The following is an 18,332-nucleotide window of genomic DNA, read 5'->3' as shown; positions in this document are numbered from 1 at the left end:
CGAGGGGATCAAGATCAACCAGGCCCAACCAGGTCGAGACCAACCAGGTCGAAACCAACAAGGACGAACAAGGAGCTGCAAGTGGCCCTCATCGAGAACGTTCACGCCCGCGAGATCCTCGACTCCCGCGGAAACCCCACCCTTGAGGTCGAGATCCTCCTGGAGGACGGCTCCTCCGCGCGCGCCGCCGTCCCCTCCGGTGCCTCCACCGGCGCCTTCGAGGCTGTTGAGCTGCGTGACGGCGACAAGGGCCGTTACCTGGGCAAGGGGGTTGAGAAGGCTGTCGCCAACGTCAACGAGATCATCGCCCCGGAGATCATCGGCTTCGACGCGGCCGACCAGCGTGGCCTCGACCACCTCATGATCGAGCTGGACGGCACCCCTAACAAGGGCAAGCTGGGCGCCAACGCCATCCTGGGGTCTCCCTGGCTGCTGCCCAGGCCTCGGCGGAGGCCGCCGGGCTGGACCTCTTCCAGTACGTGGGCGGCCCGGGTGCCCACGTCCTGCCCGTGCCCATGATGAACATCCTCAACGGCGGCTCCCACGCTGACTCCAACGTGGACATCCAGGAGTTCATGATCGCCCCCATCGGCGCCTCCACCTTCCGCGAGGCCCTGCGCATGGGTGCCGAGGTCTACCACGCCCTCAAGGCCGTGGTGAAGGACCGTGGCCTGTCCACCGGCCTGGGTGACGAGGGCGGCTTCGCTCCCAACCTGGACTCCAACCGTGAGGCCCTGGAGCTCATCGTCGAGGCTATTACTAAGGCGGGCTACAAGCCGGGTGCGGACGTGGCGCTGGCTATGGACGTGGCCTCCACGGAGTTCTTCGACGAGAAGACCAGGACCTACCGCTTCGAGGGCGAGGCCCGTGACAACGCCTTCATGGTGGACTACTACGAGAAGCTGGTGGCGGACTTCCCGATCGTGTCCATTGAGGACCCGCTCAGCGAGGACGAGTGGGAGGACTGGAAGGCGCTGACCGACAAGATCGGCGACCGTGTCCAGCTCGTCGGGGACGACTTCTTCGTCACCAACCCCGAGCGTCTGGCCAAGGGCATCAGCATGGGTGCGGCCAACGCCCTCCTGGTCAAGGTCAACCAGATCGGCTCCCTGACTGAGACCCTGGAGGCCGTGGAGATGGCCCACCGTGCCGGCTTCCGCTCCATGACCTCCCACCGCTCCGGCGAGACCGAGGACGTCACTATCGCCGACCTGGCCGTGGCCACCAACTCCGGCCAGATCAAGACCGGAGCCCCCGCCCGTGGCGAGCGCATCAACAAGTACAACCAGCTCCTGCGTATTGAGGAGGCCCTGGGCGACGCCGCCGTCTACGCGGGTGCGGGCGCTTTCCCGCGCTTCCAGGCCTGAGCCGCTGCTCCCTGCGCAGAACGTACCGAGTCCTCATAGGACGACAGGCATGCCGGTCCACTATGAGGACTCGGTACGTTTATGAGGAGTCGGTGCAGTTCGTGACACCCCGCAACGCCTCCTGGGGTGCGGGTTTCTCAGTTCTGCGGCCTGCCTGGCACGCCTGGCAGGTGAGCGACGCACCACGGCGGGTTCTCGTGACCAGGGGCGTGCTGGGGCACCATGCCTGCCATGGTGCCCAGACGACCTGTGTCTACCCGCTTCCGGAGCCGCCGTGGCTCGGGAGGCCATCCCGGGACGAGCGCGTCGGAGCACGCCTCGTCGTCCCCTGTGGAGGCGGCGCGAGGACACTACGACGACGGTGCGGCAGTGGTTGAGCGGGGAGTGCCGCCACGGGTGGTCACCCTGGTCCTGGTCTGTCTCATCGCCTTTGCTGTCGTCTTCACCTCTTTGCGGGCCTACCTCTCCCAGCAGGCTCAGTACGACGCCGTGGTGGACCAGATCGAGGAGGCCCGGGCCACCTCCACCGCATTGGAGGAGGAGCTCGAGCTGTGGGAGGACGAGGACTACGTGCGGGCTCAGGTCCGTGAGCGCCTGGGCTACGTCATGCCGGGGGAGACCTCTTACGTGGTCGTCGGGGCGGAACAGTTCGAGGACGGCGCCCAGGGGGAGGTCGGCGGGGGCCGGGAGGACCAGGACCTGCCCTGGTACACGACCCTCCAGGACTCCGCCCGCGCTGCTGGCCACGGCGAGGAGCGCAGTGAGGAGCAGGACGGGTGAGGAGACAGGCTCAGTCGGCCTCTTCTGTGGACCGGGCCGACCTGGAGGTGCTGGCGGACCAGCTGGGGCGGGCGCCTCGAGGGGTGGCTGGTATTGCGGCGCGCTGCGTGTGCGGGCGGCCCACAGTGGTCCGTACCCTCCCCCGCCTGGAGGACGGAACTCCCTTCCCCACTACCTACTACCTCACCCATCCGGCGGCAGTCAGGGGATGCTCCACCCTGGAGGCCGAGCACCTCATGGAGGAGCTCAATGACGAGCTGGGGCGGGACACGACGCTGGCCGCTGCCTACGCTCGTGCCCACGAGGACTACCTGGCCCGCCGCCGCGAGCTGGGACAGGTGGCGCAGATCGACGGCGTCTCCGCGGGCGGCATGCCCACCCGGGTCAAGTGCCTCCACGCCCTGGTGGCCCACTCCCTGGCAGTGGGGCCGGGACTCAACCCGGTCGGGGACCGGGTGCTGGACCTCTTGCGGGAGCGTGCTCTGTGGGATCCTTCCTCCTGTGCGTGCTGACCACCCCCTGCTACCGACGTCACTGCCTCCGTTGCTGGCTCCGCCGCTAGCCTCACCGCCGCTGGCGCCACTGATGCTTCCATCGATGTAGAGAGACCACCGATGACCCGAGTCGCCGCTATTGACTGCGGTACCAACACCATTCGCCTGCTTGTCGCCCAGGCCTGGCGTGACGACCTTGGCCGGGTGCGCCTGGAGCCGTTGCGCAGGCGCAGCCAGATCGTCCGTCTGGGTCAGGGCGTGGACCGTACCGGCCGCCTGGACCCGCAGGCCCTGGAGCGGACCCTGGCTGCTGTGGCCGACTACGCCGAGGACTGTCGCGAGCTGGGGGTCCCTGAGGGGCCGGGTGCCCGGCGGTTCGTGGCGACCTCCGCGACCCGTGACGCGGGCAACCGCGACGACTTCACTGCCGGGGTGGCCCACCTGGTGGGGGTGGAACCCCAGGTGGTCAGCGGTCAGGAGGAGGCCCGGCTGTCCTTTGTCGGCTCCCTCCTGGGAGACGGGGGGGCTGGCGGTCCTGACAGTGCCGACACTGGTGCCGACGCTGGTGCTGGGGCTACCGAGCGGCTCGTGGTGGACCTGGGCGGCGGCTCCACCGAGCTGGTCCTGGGGGACCGGGAGCCGCGCAGCGCAGTCAGCCTGGACACCGGCAGCGTGCGTGTCACCGAGCGCTTCCTTGCCGGAGGGACTGGCCCCCAGGCCCTGGCTTGCGCCCGTGGCGAGGTGCGTGCGCTGCTGGACCAGGCCGCAGAGGTGGTTGACCTCGCCGCCCCTGCACGTCTGGTGGGCCTGGCGGGCACCGTGGCCACGGTGACGGCCCACGCCCTGGGCCTGGAACACTTTGACCCCGCCGCGATCGACGGAGCCGAGCTGGGTGTGGAGGCCGTGCTGGCCTCCTGCGAGGCGATCATGGCCTCCACCCCGCAGGAGCGGCAGACGTGGGGCTACCTGGCGCCGGGCCGCCGCGACGTGATCGCCGCGGGGGCGCTGGTGTGGGCGGAAGTGGTCGGCAGGGTCACGCAGGAGACGACGGCGGCTGGGCGGCCCCTGGAGACGGTGACCACCAGCCTCCACGACATCCTTGACGGTATCGCCCTGTCCCTGGTACCTCCCGCTGCCCCGTCCCGGGAGTGCACGGCGTCGGGGTGCAGGGAGCCAGGCTCCCTGGAGGAGCAGCCGTGAGCCAGGCAGGTGTCGACGGCGGGGTAGGCTCCGCAGGCCTGGGCAGCGCCGACAGCGCTGGTGCGCCAGCAGGCCCGGTACCGGACAGGCCGCTGCCACGGGTCCTGGACTGGGGCACCACGGTGATCGGTCAGGGCGGCCCGGCGGTTGCCGTGTCCCTGACGGGGCCGACGCTGGCCCGTACCCGCCAGCAGGCTGCCCGCGCGGTGGCGGCGGGGGCGGACGTGCTGGAGCTGCGGGTAGACCTGCTGGAGCCAGTGCGTGATCAGGTGGCCGGAGCCGCGCAGGGCTGTGGGGCCAGCCGGGCAGGTGGGCGCGCGCAGGAGGTTGAGTCCGCTCAGGCTGCCAGGGTCGCCCAGGCGGTGCTGGAGGCGGTCGAGGCCGTGGGAGCTGTACTTCCCGGGTCCCCTGGATCTCCTGGTAGGCGGGGGGGTGCCGGTGTTCCTGTGCTGCTAACGTGCCGTACTGCGGCGGAGGGCGGCCAGGCCAACGTCGATGACGCCTTCTACGAGGCCCTGCTCCTGGCGGCTGTGGAGGGAGCCGCTGGGCTGCCTGGTCCCCTGCGCCCGGTGGCGGTTGACGTCGAGCTGGAGCGCGGCTGCCTGGAGCGTGTGGCGCGGGCGGCGCATGCGGCGGGGATTGACGTCGTTGCCTCCTTCCACGACGTCGCCGCTACCCCTGGGGAGGCGGTCCTGGAGAACGTCTTGGAGCGCATGGTGGCTCAGGGGGCGGACCTGGCCAAGGTGGCGGTGTGGCCCACCGACGCCGTTGACGTGGCCCGCCTGCTGACCGTGACGGCGCGTGCCCGCCTGCCCGTGCCTGTGGCAGCCATGTCTATGGGAGCGCTCGGTGCGGTGACCCGGGTGGCGGCCGTGTTCGGCTCCGCCCTGACCTTCGCCGTCGTCCCCGACGAGGAGGGGCGGGCGGAGCCCTCCGCCCCCGGGCAGCTGCCCCTGGCGGAGGTGCGCCGCTGCCTGGCCCTCCTGGACGGCCGGTAGGCCTGCTGCTCCTGCGTCCGGGCGGGTTAGTGGCTCGGGGGTGAGGACACTGCGGCCAGGCACAGGACCGGACGGGTCGGCGCTCCGGTGGCGTGGGGTGGTGCGTGCGGGGCCGCGACTGCCTGCCGCAACCCCGGCCGCCCCTCGTGGGCGGCCTCACCGCCTGGCGGCCCACCAGCGCGCCGGGGGTGACGTAGGATCGCCGCGTTGCCCCGGCGAGGGACGCGCCTGCGCGCGCATCCGTGATCGACGTGGTGGTGCCTGGTTGTGCCGCGCGCCGTCGCGCCCGCCGGACCACCTGATGAGCACGGAGGAGACCCCCATGGCAGACAACACCGTCACTCTCAAGGCACAGCTGCGCACCGCGCTGGGCAAGGGGCCTGCCCGGCAGGCCCGTCGTGCCGGTCAGGTTCCCGCAGTCGTCTACGGTCACGGCGCCCAGCCCCGGCACCTGCTGCTGGAGGAGCACGCCACCCGCATGGCCCTGCGCTCCAACGAGAACGCCCTGGTGGAGCTGGAGATCGAGGGGGAGGAGCCCCTTCTGGTCCTCACCAAGGAGGTCCAGCGCCACCCCGTGCGTCCGGGTGTCCAGCACGTCGACTTCCTCCTGGTCAACCGCAACGAGCAGGTGGAGGTCGAGGTCCCAGTGACCGTGGTCGGGGACGCCGCGCCTGGCACCATGCACATGATTGAGGCGGACCACGTCGTGATCTCCGCCTCTGCGGTGGCCATCCCCGAGGTGATCGAGGTGGATGTGACCGGTGTTCAGGCCGGGACAGTCATCACGGTGGCCGACCTGTCCCTGCCGGAGGGCGTAGAGGCCGTTGCGGACGCCGGGCTCGGTGTGGTCAACGTGAGGGAGGACTCCAGAGGATCGGCCCCGGCGTCGGCCGAGGCTGCACAGTGAGTACCGGGGGGAGCCGGGCATGAGTGCCCCCTGGCTGGTGGTGGGGCTGGGCAACCCCGGCCCCCGTTACGCCCGCAACCGCCACAACCTGGGACGCATGGTGGTGGAGGTGCTGGCTGAGCGTGCCGGGGCGAGGCTGTCCTCCCACCGCGCCCACGCCCAGGTAGCCGAGGTGCGTCTGGGGGTGCTGCCCGGGGGAGCCCCCGGCCCCCGGGCGGTCCTGGCTCAGCCGGGCACCCTCATGAACGGCTCCGGCGGTCCGGTCAAGGCTCTGGCCGACTACTACGGTGTGGAGGCGACCGACCGCCTCCTGGTGGTCCACGATGAGCTGGACCTGTCTGCTCACGTCCTGCGGCTCAAGCGCGGCGGCGGTGAAGGCGGGCACAACGGCCTGAGGTCGGTCTCCTCCGCCCTGGGTACGCGGGGCTACGCCCGGCTCCGCGTGGGGATCGGGCGCCCTCCGGGGCGTCAGGACCCGGCGGACTACGTGCTGGAGGACGTCCCTGCCCGGGAGCGGCAGGCCCTGGCGGTGACTCTGGAGCAGGCAGCCGACGCCGTGGAGCAGGTGGTGGCCCTGGGCCTGGAGGCCACACAGCAGCGCCTCCACGCGCCCGCTGCGGCGCCGGAGATGTAGCCCGCTTGTTCTGCCTTTGCGTCTCCACGTCTGGGGCCACCGACCCGGAGACTGTCCGGGAGACCCTGGCGGCCGTGCCCGGAGGGAACCTTCTGGAGGACGTCGCGGCGGTGACGCCGAGCACCAGCACCAGCCAGGTGCTGACGGTGGACACCGACGTCACCGACACGGTGGTCTCCGAGGACCCCAGCACACCGATCCACCTGACCTCACAGCAGGGCAAGGAGGTCAGTGTCACCCTGCCCTACGCTGAGACCTCTGAGACCGCCGTGCCGGTGGGCGACGGGGTGGTCTCCTTCGCCAACGAGCAGGGGTTCACCTCCGTGCCGGTGGTCAAGGAGGACGGCTCAGCCCAGGTGGCCCTCATGGTGGAGTCCGCGGACGCGCCCGAGCGCTTCCCCTTCCAGGTGGGTCTGCCCGAGGGAGCGACTGCCGAGGTGACCGAGGAGGACGGCGGGGTGGTGTTCACCTCCGCCGAGGGCGAGTTCCTCGGGGGCCTGACCCCACCGTGGGCCAAGGACGTCAACGGCACCGAGCTGGCTACCCGCTACGAGGTCGAGGAGACCAGTTCCGGCGGCGTGGTGGTCACCCAGGTGATCGAGCACCACTCTGGCGGAGCCGCCTACCCCGTGGTGGCCGACCCGTGGCTGGGCATCGATCTGTTCGGGGAGGCGGTGTACAACCGGCCAGGCACCAGAGGGTATGGAGACGATGTGCTTTCAGTTGTGCTATCTAACTGGGGGAGATACTGGTACTACGGCCCCGCAGTAATATCTGGGGTTGGGACTGAAGCGGCGAACGGTATTCTCATGACTGCGGGGTGGTCTGAGGTAGTGGATAAGTTGCCTCGGGCTGATGACAAGCCGACGATCCGGCAGCAGTATGACTGCCATGTTATCTTTGGGCGCCCGGTCTTCGGCGCGGGAGTTCACTGGGACTTTGAGATGGCACGCGCCAACAAGCCGTTGTGGATGCTTACTTTCCCGGACCACCTGTGTAACTGGCGGGATGGGCTTGAATAGTTTCTCTCGGCGTGGCGTGTGTGCGTCTATGCTCAGGGCGATGAAGGATGCTGACTCAGGGATGAGGGATGTTGTGTTGACATGCTAGTTGCGGGACCCTCGGAGGGGCGACTCAGGAGCGTTCTGGTTTTGGTGGCAATCCTTGGCATTTTCGTCGGGGGTTTTGTTGCTTTCACATTTATGGTGGAGCGTCGTGACGACATTCCGGCGGACTGGGCTATATTTCTGGGGTCTTATGACTCCGAGGTATTTCCTGACCCGGTGGAGACGACGGAGCAGACCTGCACGGAGGACCTGCCGTGCCGGTGGGCGGTCACCTCCGACACCGCGGTGGTCATGATGTTTGACGACCAGCGGGACGCCTGCCGGGCGGCGGACACCCTGCCGCGTACGGTGCGTCACGACTGGCTCGCCGTCCAGTTCACCCCCGGTGCCTTGAGCGTGCAGCAGCGCGCCGACCTGCTGCTGCATTTTGACAGTTACTACCGCTCCACGGACGCCCTGGACGACCTTCCCTGGATTATCCGTCGCTGTCCGTAGGGTGTGGTCATGGTGGCAGGACGTGGCGCGTTGTGGGGCCAGCTCAGGGGGATCGTCATCGTGGTGGCGGTCCTGGCCCTGTTGTACGGGGGCGTTGCGGTGTGCAGCCATGATGACCCGCCAAGCGCAGCAGCGTGATGACGGCTTGGCGGACTGGGCTGTGGGGCTGGAGGCGTTCAATCCCGAGCTGATGCCGAACGCGCGGGAGACCACGGAGCAGACCTGCACGGAGGACCTGCCGTGCCGGTGTGCGGTCACCTCCGACACCGCGGTGGTCATGATGTTTGACGACCAGCGGGACGCCTGCCGGGCGGTGGACATCCTGACCGGTACGGTGCGCCAGGACCAGGTCGTTGTCGCGTTCATCCCAGGCTCCCTGGGGGCGCAGCTGCGGGCCGACCTGCTGCTGCACCTTGACAGCTACCACCGCTATCCGCGTAGCAACGGCTATGACAGCTTCAGCCGGTGGGAGGCCGGAGCCGGGTCCTGCTCCTAGGCCATAAGCCCCGACTCGTAGGCGAGGACGACGGCCTGGACCCGGTCACGCACGTCCAGCTTGGTCAGCACGTTGCCGACGTGGGTCTTGACCGTGGTGGCAGACACCACCAGCTGGTCGGCGATCTCCGCGTTGGACATCCCCCGGGCCATGAGCAGCAGGATCTCCTTCTCCCGGGGGGTCAGGGAGGTGATGCGCGGGTCCTGGGAGATGGAGGCCCTCTCCCGGTCCTCCGGCAGCGAGGAGGCAAACATCTCCAGCATCCTCCTGGTGACCCGGGGGGAGACCACGGCCTCGCCGGAGGCCACCGTACGGATCGCGGCCGCCAGGTCCGCCGGACGCGTGTCCTTGAGGAGGAACCCCGAGGCCCCGGCGCGTAGCCCGGCAAAGGCGTACTCGTCCAGGTCGAAGGTGGTCAGGATCAGGATCCGGGTGCCGGGGAGCTCCCGCACGATCGTCTCAGTCGCCTCGATACCGTTCATCCCCGGCATGCGCACGTCCATAAGGATGACGTCAGGTCCCAGCGCCCGGGCCTGGGCGACTGCAGTGGCCCCGTCGGAGGCCTCGCCGACGACGTGGATACCTGGCTCAGCGTCCAGCACCATGCGGAAGCCCATACGCATAAGGGACTGGTCGTCAGCCAGGAGGACGGTTACCGGTGCGGGCTCCTCTGGGGTACCCGCACCGGCGCCACCGTCGGCCGGAGCCGCGTCGTTCACAGGGGCATCTGCCATGACAGTGTTCCTTCGTTCTTCTCGTCCCAGCGCAGGACCGCGCGGACCCGCCAGCCCGTGGCGGTCGGTCCGGCCTGGACGCTCCCGCCATAGACCGCGGCCCGCTCCCGCATGCCGATGAGGCCCTTGCCGGAGCCGTGCATCGGGCGGGCTCCGGGAGCCGCCTCGTTGTCCACGGTGAGGACAGCCGTGCCAGTGTGACGCTCGACGGTGACTGCCACCCGCGGTGAGGTAGGAGCGTAGCGCAGGATGTTGGTCAGGGCTTCCTGAGCAATACGGAACACTGTCAGCTGGAGGGCCTTGTCCTCAGGCAGCGCCTCACCAGACCACGTGTAGTCCACCGGGACCCCAGCGGCGCGGAAGCGCTCCACCAGCCCGGCGATATCCGCCTGCTCCGGGGCCGGAGCCAGCGGGGTTGCCCCTGCGGAGGAGTCCGAGTCGTGGTCGGTAGCCTCCCGGCGCAGGTCGGCGATCGGGGCGCTGGGCTCGACAGCCGCCACGGTCCCCGGAGGTGCGAACTCCGGGACAGGCAGGTCGCGCACCTCGGGGGAGCGAGATGACCGGGTTCCCGTCTGGGCTGCCCGGGACCTAGCTGCCGCGCTCCGGGAGGGGCCGGGGTCGTTGCCCTTCGTGTCTCCGGCTCCTTCGGCAGGGCGAGGGCCGGGTGGGGGCGGCGCCCCGCCAACCTCAGGGGCGTCCTCGGTAGGGTCTGAGGGCTGATCCCCGGAGACGGGCGGGCTACCGGTGTCCTGCCCGACCCCGGTCAGCGCGGGGTCCTCCCGCAGCACGCCGACCAGGCGGCGGGTGTCCGCCAGTGCCCCGCGCCCGGTCTCCGCCAGAGTCTCCAGGGCCTTCCTAGCGGTAGCCGGGTCGCGGTCGATGGTAGCCGCCGCGCCGTCAGCCATGGTGATCATGACAGCCAGGGAGTGGGCGACGACGTCGTGCATCTCCCGGGCGATCCGACTGCGCTCGTTGGAGGCAGCCAGCAGGGCCTCCTGTTCGCGAGCCAGCGCCAGGCGCGAGGAGCGCACCTCCACCTCGGTGACGCGTAGGCGTGCCGAGCGTAGGTTCAGCCCCGTCAGTACCGTGACGAGAAAGATAAGTGTCATCTGGAGCATCACCTGAAGCGTCTGCCCCGAGGTCGCAGGGTAGCCCTCAATGAAGACCGCTGTTAGGTAGAAGACGGCCATTGTCGTGATCCAGGCGGCCCAGGTTGTCAGCGGGCGGCTGCGAGCGGCGACTGTTCCCAGGGTGATGGGTACGCCTAGCCAGGCGAATATGGTGATGACGACAGCGGCCAGCCCGAACTCCTCGGTCGTAGGCGGTCGGTGGACCCACAGGAGGAGCTGCTCATACAGGGGCAGCAGAGTCAGCAGAGCCAGCCACGCCACCACGGGGTGACGCCGCCGCAGGGTCAGGGCCATAGCACCGCACAGCCAGGCGGCAAGCGCCAGGGGGTAGCGTGCGACCAGGGCCGGGACGGAGGACAGCGACTCCCCGTACTGATGGAGGGCCAGGTGGGCCATGAGGATGTTGGTCAGCAGGACCGCCACGGCGATAGTGCCGTCCACCCAGGTGGGGTGACTGCGGTACCAGGATGTCAGTGAGCGGGCGAGGCCGCGCAGGAGGTGTCGCGCAGAGCCACGGTCACGGGTGGTGTCGCGTGCCTCCACCGGAGCCGCCTGAGCAGGAGCGGTGTCGAGGCTGGGAGAAGAGTCGGGCATCGGGGCCAGTGTGCCACCGCGGCCTCGCCAACCGGGAGCCTGCCAGCGGGGCGAGGTGTGTTGCGGTGGGCGCTGGTAGGCCAGCGGGCCGACCCGCTCCCCGATCGCAGGGTGCTTGGGCCGGCCCGCGTGAGGGCTGCCAGCCAGGGGCTGGGTGGTGACCACGTTGTCTACCTGTCTCTACCTAGGACCTAGGTGCCTGACCTAGGCGTCACGCCGGGAGAGGACGATCCAGCCGATGATGACGGGCACGATCGCCCAGGCGGCGAAGACGGCGGCAGCCTGCCACTGCTCCAGGAAGAACGAGGTACCCGACGAGGCCCAGTCGACTGTCCGGGCGAAGGGGTCCTGTACGGCTGTGGCGCTGTTGCCGGGTAGGAGGCCGTCGATCTCGGCAGCGACGTCCCACCGCATTGCGGCCAGGCCCAGGGGGAGGTCCAGGATGAACAGCAGGACGACGGCGACGGTGATCGTCCCGGCGGTGGAGCGCAGGAGGAAGCCCAGACCCAGGGACATCAGCGCGATACCCGTGAAGGCCAGACCGGTTCCCCAGAAGTATCCCAGGTACTCGGGGTCTGTGAGGGACCCGGCGTGCTCACCCAGGAACGGGGCGGACGCCCCCCAGGCCACGAGGACGGAGACCAGGCCCAGGAGGAAGGCCAGGGCGGAGACGACGACCGCCTTGGCGGCCAGGAGCCTGCCCCGGTGGGGGACGGCGGCTAGGGAGGAGCGGATCTGTCCTGAGGCGTACTCGCCGGTGACGGTGAGGGCAGCCTGGACGGAGATGACGATCTGGCCGAAGACGATACCGCCTGTGATGCTGTCTATCGCGTCGCTGTAGGCCTCCTCGGCAGCGTAGGTGATAGCGATGGCGGCTCCGAAGAAGGCGGTCAGGAAGAGGGCGAGGCCGCTGGTGATCCAGGTAGAGCGCAGGCTGCGGATCTTGGCCCACTCTGCGTAGACGGCGCGGGCAAAGGTCTGGCGTCCGGTGACACGGCTGCGGTAGGGGCGTCTGGCGGAAGGGGCTGTGCTGGGGGCGGGGACTGCGTCGGACACGGCGTTGGCTGCCCGGGTGGGTGCTGTGCTGGCTGCTGGGGTGGTCATGGTAGTTCCTTGGCAAAGCTGTAGTGGGTGGGGACTGGCGCGCGGCAGGTGTGGCCCTGGGCTTGCGGGCCGGGCGGCGCTAGACGGTGGCCGGTGCTTGTTGGCGGGCGGGGGCACTCCCTCCCGTGGCCTGCCCGGTGGTGTACTCGGTCTCGCCAGAAGTCAGGGTGAGGTAGGCCTCCTCCAGGCTGGCGTGCTGAGTGGTCAGCTCGTGGAGGGTGACCCTGGCTGCTGCTGCGATGTCACCGACCACATGTGCTGGTGCGGCTGTGGTGGTCAGGGTGCCGGGGCTGGGGCTGGAGGTCTCCACACCCCGGGAGGCCAGGGCCTGGGCCAGGGTGTCAGCCTGGGGGGAGACCACGCGCACGACGTCGCTGGTGGCCTGGGCGATGATCTCGTCAACCGGGCCGCGCGCCAGGATGCGTCCCCGGGCGATGACCAGGAGCTGGTCGGCGGTCTGGGCCATCTCGCTCATCAGGTGGGAGGAGATGAACACGGTGCGTCCCTGGGAGGCTAGGGCACGACAGGTCTCGCGTACCCACTTGACGCCCTCGGGGTCCAGCCCGTTGACCGGCTCGTCCAGGACGAGCACCCCGGGGTCGCCCAGCATGGCTGCGGCGATCCCCAGGCGCTGACCCATGCCCAGGGAGAAGCCCTTGACCCGTTTGCGAGCCACGTTCATCAGCCCGGTCATCTCCAGTACCTCGTTGACTCTCTTGGTGGGGATGCCGTTGGACACCGCCAGCTGGGTCAGGTGCGCCCGGGCGCTGCGCGAGCCGTGCATTCCCTTGGCGTCCAGCAGGGCGCCGACCTCGCACAGCGGGGCGCCCAGGTCCCGGTAGGCGCGCCCGTTGACCCGCACACTGCCACCGGTGGGGCGGTCAAGCCCCATGATCATGCGCATCGTGGTGGACTTTCCGGCTCCGTTGGGCCCCAGGAAGCCCGTGACGGTCCCAGGCTCCGCGGTGAAGGACACCCGGTCCACAGCCGTCTTGTCACCAAACCGCTTTGTCAGCTCCACAGCCTCAATCACAACAGTCTCCTCTCGCTGGGTAAGCCAGGCCAGGGGGGCGGTGGAGACGGGAGAGGGGCGGAAGCCGTGGTTAGCGGAGCCCCGCCTCAGGTCTGCCACCGTGGATCCGGCGGCCCGGGCAGATGGTCAGCGACCGGGCTGGAGGGCCGCTGGCTGGAACCAGCCTAGGAGCGTGGGTGAGGCGTCTGACTCGCCCGGGAGGCTGAATCCTGGTGAGCCTGCTGTCCCTCTCGGGGGAGGGTGTCTCCTCCGCGCGGAGGAGAGCGGAGGAGACACGGCAGGTATCCCGCTCAAGCGACAAAAACGTCGGAGGACAACAAGGCATCGTGTTGTCCTCCGACGTTTTTGTCGCGTCAGTGAGAGCGGTCCGGGGAGAGGTCAGGTGGTCTCCTCAGAGTCCTGAGTGCCCTCGGGGGCCTCTGCTGGGGCACCCCCGCCCTCGGCGACGGAGCCGGTCATGGCAGACTCGTCCACCCTGAAGGCGAAGCAGAGAAAGCCCCGGTCATTGGAGGCGTTCCAGGCTACTTCGTTCGGGTAGAGATAGAGCAGCCGGAAGCTGGTCTCGTCGACGTCGCTGGAGGCGTAGCCGGAGAACTGGGAGGTACATGCGGTCTCCACGTCGGCGGCCAGGGCCTCCTCGTCATAGGTCTCGTAGGACTCTTCTGCAGCCTCACCGGTGTGGTAGAGCTCCAGGTAGTGGGACTCCTTGCAGTCGGTGACATGGAGAAGAGGGTTGCTGGAGCTCATGACGTCGTCAGGGGTGTCGGTGAGACAGTCACCCACCTCCAGGTCGTCCAGGAAGGCAAGCGAGGAGTCCGGACCGGATGGCTGGGAGGGGGTCTCGGACGGGCTGGCCTCGTCGCTGGGTGCGGCAGTGGGGCCGCCGTTGGGGGTGGCGCTCTGGGAGCTCTCGCCAGCAGGACCGAGCGTGGTCAGGGCGACAGGCTCCGCCTGGCTGCCAAGGCAGGCGCTGAGAGCAAGGAGGAGCGCGGCGGCCACGGGGAGCGCGGACAGCTTGGGAGATCGCATGACAGCGAGTCTGCCTGAAGGTTCCGGGGCGCGCTAGGGGCGGACAGCCTGCGAGAAGCCCATAATACCCCGATTACCTTGATTTCCCTGTCAGCGAGACCGGGAAGCCTCGGTTCGGACAGGGGTTGCCCGTACCGCCGGGACTGGTGGGGTCGTGAGGGCTAGACTGGTGTCCGTCCGTGGACGCAGGTGGTGACCAGGTGGAGGCACGGACGGTCCCGCCGATCCTGCACTGGGTGGCAGCTGCCGTGTCGCCGCAGCCAGGTGGTACCTGGGACAGGCCTGGCCAGTACAACGGAGAGTAGTAGACGGAGAGTAGCAGTGAGTAATCCCTTCTTCAGTCAGAGCCGGGCGTTTGCCCCGGGTGGGGGCGTGCGTGAGTCCGAGCCCGTGGGGACCACTCCTGGTGGGTACCCCACGATGCCGGGCTACCAGCCCGGCTACACCGGCTCCGGGCAGGCTGGCTATGCTGCCCACCGGTCCTACGGGGCCGGGCAGGCCTACGGCCAGGGCTACGGGCAGGTCTATGGTCAGGTCCCGGGCCAGGCCTGGGGGCAGCACGGCGGCTCCTACGGCACCACCCAGCCCGGCTACGGGCAGGTCAGCCCGGAGCAGGTGGCCGGCATGGAGGCCCGGTACCGGGCGCCTGCAGCCACGAGCACGGACATGCGGCGGATGACCTATGACGACGTCATCATCCGTACCGCGGGCCTGTTCGCGGTCATCGTGGTGGTCGGGGCGGTGTCGTGGAACCTGGTGACCACCCCGGCCACGACGGGCCTGGGGACCATGCTGATGCTTGTCGGCCTGGTCGGGGGCCTGGTGCTGGGGCTGGTTAACTCCTTCAGGCGGGTGCCCTCCCCGGCGCTCATCATGGGCTACGCGGTGTGCGAGGGCCTGCTGCTGGGGGGCTTCTCCGGGATCATGGAGTACCGCTACGAGGGCATCGTGGCCCAGGCGGTGCTGGCCACCGCGGCGACCTTCGTGGTGGTGCTGTGCGCCTACCGGTTCGCCGGCTTCAGGGTCCAGGGCCGCGTCCGGCGCGTGCTGCTCGTGGCCGTGGGCGGCTACCTGCTGTTCAGCCTGGTCAACCTGGGGCTCATGCTCACTGGGGTGACCCCGGGGCAGTGGGGGCTGCGCAGCATTGAGGTCATGGGGATCCCCCTGGGCGTGGTCATCGGGCTGGCCGCGGTGGTCATGGCCGCCTTCTGCCTGGCGGTGGACTTCGAGTCTGTCCAGCAGGGCGTGGACAACCGCCTGCCCCAGCGCTACGCCTGGGCCGGGGCCTTCGGCCTGGTGGTGACCATCGTGTGGATGTACATCGAGTTCCTCCGCCTGCTGTCCTACTTCCGCGACTGACACCCGCACCAGAACAGGCGCGCCGGTGGAGGAGGTCCTCAGTGAGGCTCTCAGTGCAGCCACTGAGGGCCTCACTGAGCCCCGGACGGGGGCTGCTGGTCCCCGCCCGAGGCTCCTGCTCCGTGCCGGCGCCGCCGGTGGGGCTGGTCAGTGCCCGGGACCTGGGTGTACGCCACAGTCGCCTGGCGTAGGCTCCTGCCATGATCAGTATGAACATGCCCTCCGTCGGCGGCGCCAAGGGGACTAGGCCGTCCCTGACCTTCCCCGGCCCGCAGGCACCCGAGGGCCTCCAGGTGCAGGTTGTCGACGCCGGGGACGGCCGGGTGGTTGAACCGGGGGACACGATCGCCTGCCACTACCTGGGCCAGGTCTGGGACGGGAAGGTCTTCGACAGCTCCTACGACCGTGGCCAGCCGCTGAGCTTCCAGGTTGGGACCGGGATGGTAATCCGCGGCTGGGACGACGCCCTGGTGGGACAGAGGGTCGGATCTCGGGTGCTGCTGTCGATCCCCTCTGAGCTTGGCTACGGCGATCGTGGCGTCCCGCAAGCAGGGATCAGGGGTGGTGACACCCTTGTTTTCGTCACGGAGATTCTAGGCGTTATGTGACGCCGGGTGGGCGGGGCGCTCGGTCTGGGCGGCGGGCCTGGCAGGAGGCTCCCGGTGAGGAGTCGTGCCTAGGCTGACCTACGCGCGAGGACGGCTGAGCAGACCTGGCGCCGACGCTGCTCTCGGTCCGGTCGGCCGGGAATGCGCAGGGCCGTGTGCGTGCTCTAGCAGGGAGCACTAGGCTGGGAGGCGGACGCGGTGTCATTACCGGGTCCTCGCCGACTGTGGTGACGGGGTTGCTCGCTACCGCCACTGCCGAGTGCGTCCCAGTGACGTCCCTACAGACCTCCCGACAGGAGAGAACATGCCGCAGTACCGCAGCGCCACCTCAACCTCCGGCCGTAACATGGCGGGCGCACGCGCCCTGTGGCGCGCGACCGGCGTCAGGGACTCCGACTTCGGCAAGCCCATCATCGCGATCGCCAACTCTTTCACCCAGTTCGTCCCCGGGCACGTGGGCCTGCGCGACGTCGGCCGTCTGGTCGCCTCCCAGATCGAGGCTGCCGGCGGTATCGCCAAGGAGTTCAACACCATCGCCGTGGACGACGGCATTGCCATGGGTCACGACGGCATGCTCTACTCCCTGCCCAGCCGAGAGCTCATCGCTGACTCAGTGGAGTACATGGTCTCCGCCCACTGCGCGGACGCCCTGGTGTGTATCTCCAACTGTGACAAGATCACCCCTGGCATGCTCATGGCCTCCCTGCGCCTGAACATCCCGACGATCTTTGTCTCCGGCGGGCCCATGGAGTCGGGGAAGATGGTGGCCGCGGACGGCACCACCCGCAAGCTGGACCTTATCGACGCGATGATGGATGCCGGTGACCCCACGGTCCCCGATGAGACCATCTCCGCCATTGAGCGCCTGGCCTGCCCCACCTGTGGCTCCTGCTCGGGCATGTTCACTGCCAACTCTATGAACTGCCTGACGGAGGCCCTGGGCATGGCGCTGCCGACCAACGGATCGCTCCTGGCCACGCACGCCGACCGCAAGGCTCTGTTCCAGGAGGCCGGCCGCCAGATCGTTCAGATCACCAAGGCCTACTACGAGGAGGACGACGCCTCCGTCCTGCCGCGCTCGATCGCCACCAAGGCCGCCTTTGAGAACGCCATGAGCCTGGACATTGCTATGGGCGGCTCTACCAACACGGTGCTGCACCTGCTTGCTGCCGCCCAGGAGGCGGAGGTCGATTTCACGATGGCCGACATCAACCGGCTTTCCCGCAAGGTTCCCCACCTGTGCAAGGTGGCTCCCTCCACCAACGTCTTCCACATGGAGGACGTCCACCGGGCCGGCGGCATCATGGGCATCCTTGGGGAGCTGGACCGTGGGGGCTGCTTGACACCACCACTCGTACCGTGTTGCGTGGCACCTTGGCCGACGAGCTCGACCAGTACGACATCGGCTGCCCCGGCGAGGGCGGCGGGCGCGATCCGCAGGCGAGCCGGGTGGATGAGGCGATCCGCACCCGCTACCTGGCCGCCCCCGCGGGTGTGCGCACAACCGAGATGTTCTCCCAGTCCTCCCGGTGGGAGGCGCTGGACACTGATCGTGACAACGGCGCCATCCGCGACGTCGCCCACGCCTACTCCGCTGACGGCGGGCTGGCGGTGCTGTTTGGGAACATCGCGGAGAAGGGCTGCATCGTCAAGACCGCCGGGGTGGATGCCTCGATCCTCACCTTCTCTGGTCCCGCAGTGGTCTTCGAGTCCCAGGACGACGCCGTGGAGGGCATCCTCGGCGGCAAGGTGAAGGCAGGCGACGTGGTGATCATCTCCCATGAGGGCCCCGTGGGGGCCGGGCATGCAGGAGATGCTCTACCCGACCACCTACATCAAGTCCATGCACCTGGGCAAGGAGTGCGCGTTGCTGACCGATGGGCGCTTCTCCGGGGGACCTCGGCCTGAGCATCGGGCACGTCTCCCGGAGGCGGCGGCGGGCGGCCTCATCGGCCTGGTTCGCAGCGGTGACGTCATCGACATCGACATCCCGGCCCGCTCCATCTCGGTGCGCCTGGACGAGGCCGAGATCCAGCGTCGTCGTGCGCAGGAGGAGGCGCGCGGGGCGGCCGCCTGGACCCCCACTCCCGCGTCCCCGCAAGGTCTCTGCCGCCCTGCGCGCCTACGCGATGCTGGCAACTAGCGCCGACCTGGGGCCGTGCGGGACCTGGGCCTGCTGGGGGCCGACTAGGGCGCGGGCGCGTGGCCCACGGGCGTCGTCGCTCCGGGGCCACGCAGTCGTCAGGGGCTGTCGGGCTGGGCGCGGCACGGTGGTGCCATCAGCCAGATTTGAGAACGGTTGT

Annotated in this window: 17 protein-coding genes and 3 pseudogenes; 15 read left to right on the top strand and 5 right to left on the bottom strand. The window is 69.2% G+C overall.

Annotated features, from left to right (window positions below):
• Nucleotides 1-81: 81 nt before the first annotated feature.
• From eno to D5R93_RS10920, 11 genes and pseudogenes are all read left to right on the top strand, one after another.
• Nucleotides 82-1,367: pseudogene (gene eno / locus D5R93_RS10965) on the top strand (phosphopyruvate hydratase).
• A gap of 231 nt (nucleotides 1,368-1,598) precedes the next feature.
• Nucleotides 1,599-2,147 carry an FtsB family cell division protein gene (locus D5R93_RS10960; protein ID WP_162933934.1) on the top strand — a complete coding sequence of 183 codons (549 nt, stop codon included), beginning with the start codon at nucleotides 1,599-1,601 and terminating at the stop codon, nucleotides 2,145-2,147.
• Complete coding sequence (locus D5R93_RS10955; RefSeq protein WP_119836912.1) at nucleotides 2,144-2,659, top strand: DUF501 domain-containing protein; 516 nt, start codon at nucleotides 2,144-2,146, stop codon at nucleotides 2,657-2,659. Before D5R93_RS10960 ends, D5R93_RS10955 begins: the two co-directional genes overlap by 4 nt.
• Before the next feature lie 102 nt (nucleotides 2,660-2,761).
• Nucleotides 2,762-3,841, top strand: a complete 1,080-nt coding sequence (locus D5R93_RS10950; RefSeq protein ID WP_120205225.1) for a Ppx/GppA phosphatase family protein — start codon at nucleotides 2,762-2,764, stop codon at nucleotides 3,839-3,841.
• The gene (locus tag D5R93_RS10945; protein WP_243106741.1) at nucleotides 3,838-4,839 is read left to right on the top strand and encodes a type I 3-dehydroquinate dehydratase; all 1,002 of its coding nucleotides are present in this window, start codon (nucleotides 3,838-3,840) and stop codon (nucleotides 4,837-4,839) included. Before D5R93_RS10950 ends, D5R93_RS10945 begins: the two co-directional genes overlap by 4 nt.
• A 322-nt stretch (nucleotides 4,840-5,161) precedes the next feature.
• The gene (locus D5R93_RS10940; protein ID WP_119836960.1) at nucleotides 5,162-5,746 is read left to right on the top strand and encodes a 50S ribosomal protein L25/general stress protein Ctc; all 585 of its coding nucleotides are present in this window, start codon (nucleotides 5,162-5,164) and stop codon (nucleotides 5,744-5,746) included.
• Between the two features lie 19 nt (nucleotides 5,747-5,765).
• A complete protein-coding gene (pth, locus tag D5R93_RS10935; RefSeq protein WP_120205223.1) occupies nucleotides 5,766-6,380 on the top strand; it encodes an aminoacyl-tRNA hydrolase in 615 nt (204 codons plus the stop codon).
• A gap of 74 nt (nucleotides 6,381-6,454) precedes the next feature.
• Nucleotides 6,455-7,402 carry a DUF2599 domain-containing protein gene (locus D5R93_RS10930; RefSeq protein WP_162933933.1) on the top strand — a complete coding sequence of 316 codons (948 nt, stop codon included), beginning with the start codon at nucleotides 6,455-6,457 and terminating at the stop codon, nucleotides 7,400-7,402.
• A gap of 132 nt (nucleotides 7,403-7,534) precedes the next feature.
• Nucleotides 7,535-7,942, top strand: a complete 408-nt coding sequence (locus D5R93_RS10925; protein ID WP_120205217.1) for a hypothetical protein — start codon at nucleotides 7,535-7,537, stop codon at nucleotides 7,940-7,942.
• Between the two features lie 9 nt (nucleotides 7,943-7,951).
• Nucleotides 7,952-8,080: a hypothetical protein gene (locus D5R93_RS14590; protein WP_279221352.1), complete on the top strand. Its 129-nt coding sequence runs from the start codon at nucleotides 7,952-7,954 to the stop codon at nucleotides 8,078-8,080.
• Nucleotides 8,052-8,438: a hypothetical protein gene (locus D5R93_RS10920; RefSeq protein ID WP_120205214.1), complete on the top strand. Its 387-nt coding sequence runs from the start codon at nucleotides 8,052-8,054 to the stop codon at nucleotides 8,436-8,438. The genes D5R93_RS14590 and D5R93_RS10920 overlap by 29 nt, the downstream gene beginning before the upstream one ends.
• On the opposite strand, the gene D5R93_RS10915 is transcribed toward D5R93_RS10920, so the two are convergent.
• The 5 genes from D5R93_RS10915 to D5R93_RS10895 form a co-directional block, all read right to left on the bottom strand.
• Nucleotides 8,435-9,172 (bottom strand): response regulator, encoded by a 738-nt coding sequence (locus tag D5R93_RS10915; RefSeq protein WP_120205211.1) that lies wholly within the window; start codon nucleotides 9,170-9,172, stop codon nucleotides 8,435-8,437. The genes D5R93_RS10920 and D5R93_RS10915 overlap by 4 nt on opposite strands.
• Complete coding sequence (locus tag D5R93_RS10910) at nucleotides 9,154-10,896, bottom strand: sensor histidine kinase (RefSeq protein WP_120206044.1); 1,743 nt, start codon at nucleotides 10,894-10,896, stop codon at nucleotides 9,154-9,156. The genes D5R93_RS10915 and D5R93_RS10910 overlap by 19 nt, the downstream gene beginning before the upstream one ends.
• A gap of 204 nt (nucleotides 10,897-11,100) precedes the next feature.
• A complete protein-coding gene (locus D5R93_RS10905; protein ID WP_119836902.1) occupies nucleotides 11,101-12,000 on the bottom strand; it encodes an ABC transporter permease in 900 nt (299 codons plus the stop codon).
• Between the two features lie 79 nt (nucleotides 12,001-12,079).
• Complete coding sequence (locus tag D5R93_RS10900; protein ID WP_120206041.1) at nucleotides 12,080-13,033, bottom strand: ABC transporter ATP-binding protein; 954 nt, start codon at nucleotides 13,031-13,033, stop codon at nucleotides 12,080-12,082.
• Nucleotides 13,034-13,411: 378 nt separating this feature from the next.
• A complete protein-coding gene (locus D5R93_RS10895) occupies nucleotides 13,412-14,062 on the bottom strand; it encodes a septum formation family protein (protein WP_119836900.1) in 651 nt (216 codons plus the stop codon).
• A gap of 321 nt (nucleotides 14,063-14,383) precedes the next feature.
• On the opposite strand from D5R93_RS10895, the gene D5R93_RS10890 reads away from it, so the two are divergent.
• From D5R93_RS10890 to D5R93_RS15120, 4 genes and pseudogenes are all read left to right on the top strand, one after another.
• Nucleotides 14,384-15,421, top strand: coding sequence for a Bax inhibitor-1/YccA family protein (locus tag D5R93_RS10890; protein WP_120205209.1), 1,038 nt, complete (start codon nucleotides 14,384-14,386; stop codon nucleotides 15,419-15,421).
• A 200-nt stretch (nucleotides 15,422-15,621) separates the two neighbouring features.
• Complete coding sequence (locus tag D5R93_RS10885) at nucleotides 15,622-16,029, top strand: FKBP-type peptidyl-prolyl cis-trans isomerase (RefSeq protein ID WP_119836898.1); 408 nt, start codon at nucleotides 15,622-15,624, stop codon at nucleotides 16,027-16,029.
• A gap of 304 nt (nucleotides 16,030-16,333) precedes the next feature.
• Nucleotides 16,334-17,311, top strand: a pseudogene (locus tag D5R93_RS15125) (dihydroxy-acid dehydratase domain-containing protein); the annotation flags it as partial.
• Nucleotides 17,312-17,538: 227 nt separating this feature from the next.
• Nucleotides 17,539-18,172, top strand: a pseudogene (locus D5R93_RS15120) (hypothetical protein).
• The last annotated feature ends 160 nt before the right edge of the window (nucleotides 18,173-18,332 follow it).

The organism is Actinomyces lilanjuaniae (assembly GCF_003606385.1).
Taxonomy (GTDB): domain Bacteria; phylum Actinomycetota; class Actinomycetes; order Actinomycetales; family Actinomycetaceae; genus Actinomyces; species Actinomyces lilanjuaniae.
Note: the sequence above shows the minus strand (reverse complement) of the source record. Positions and strands in the feature narration are given on the sequence as shown.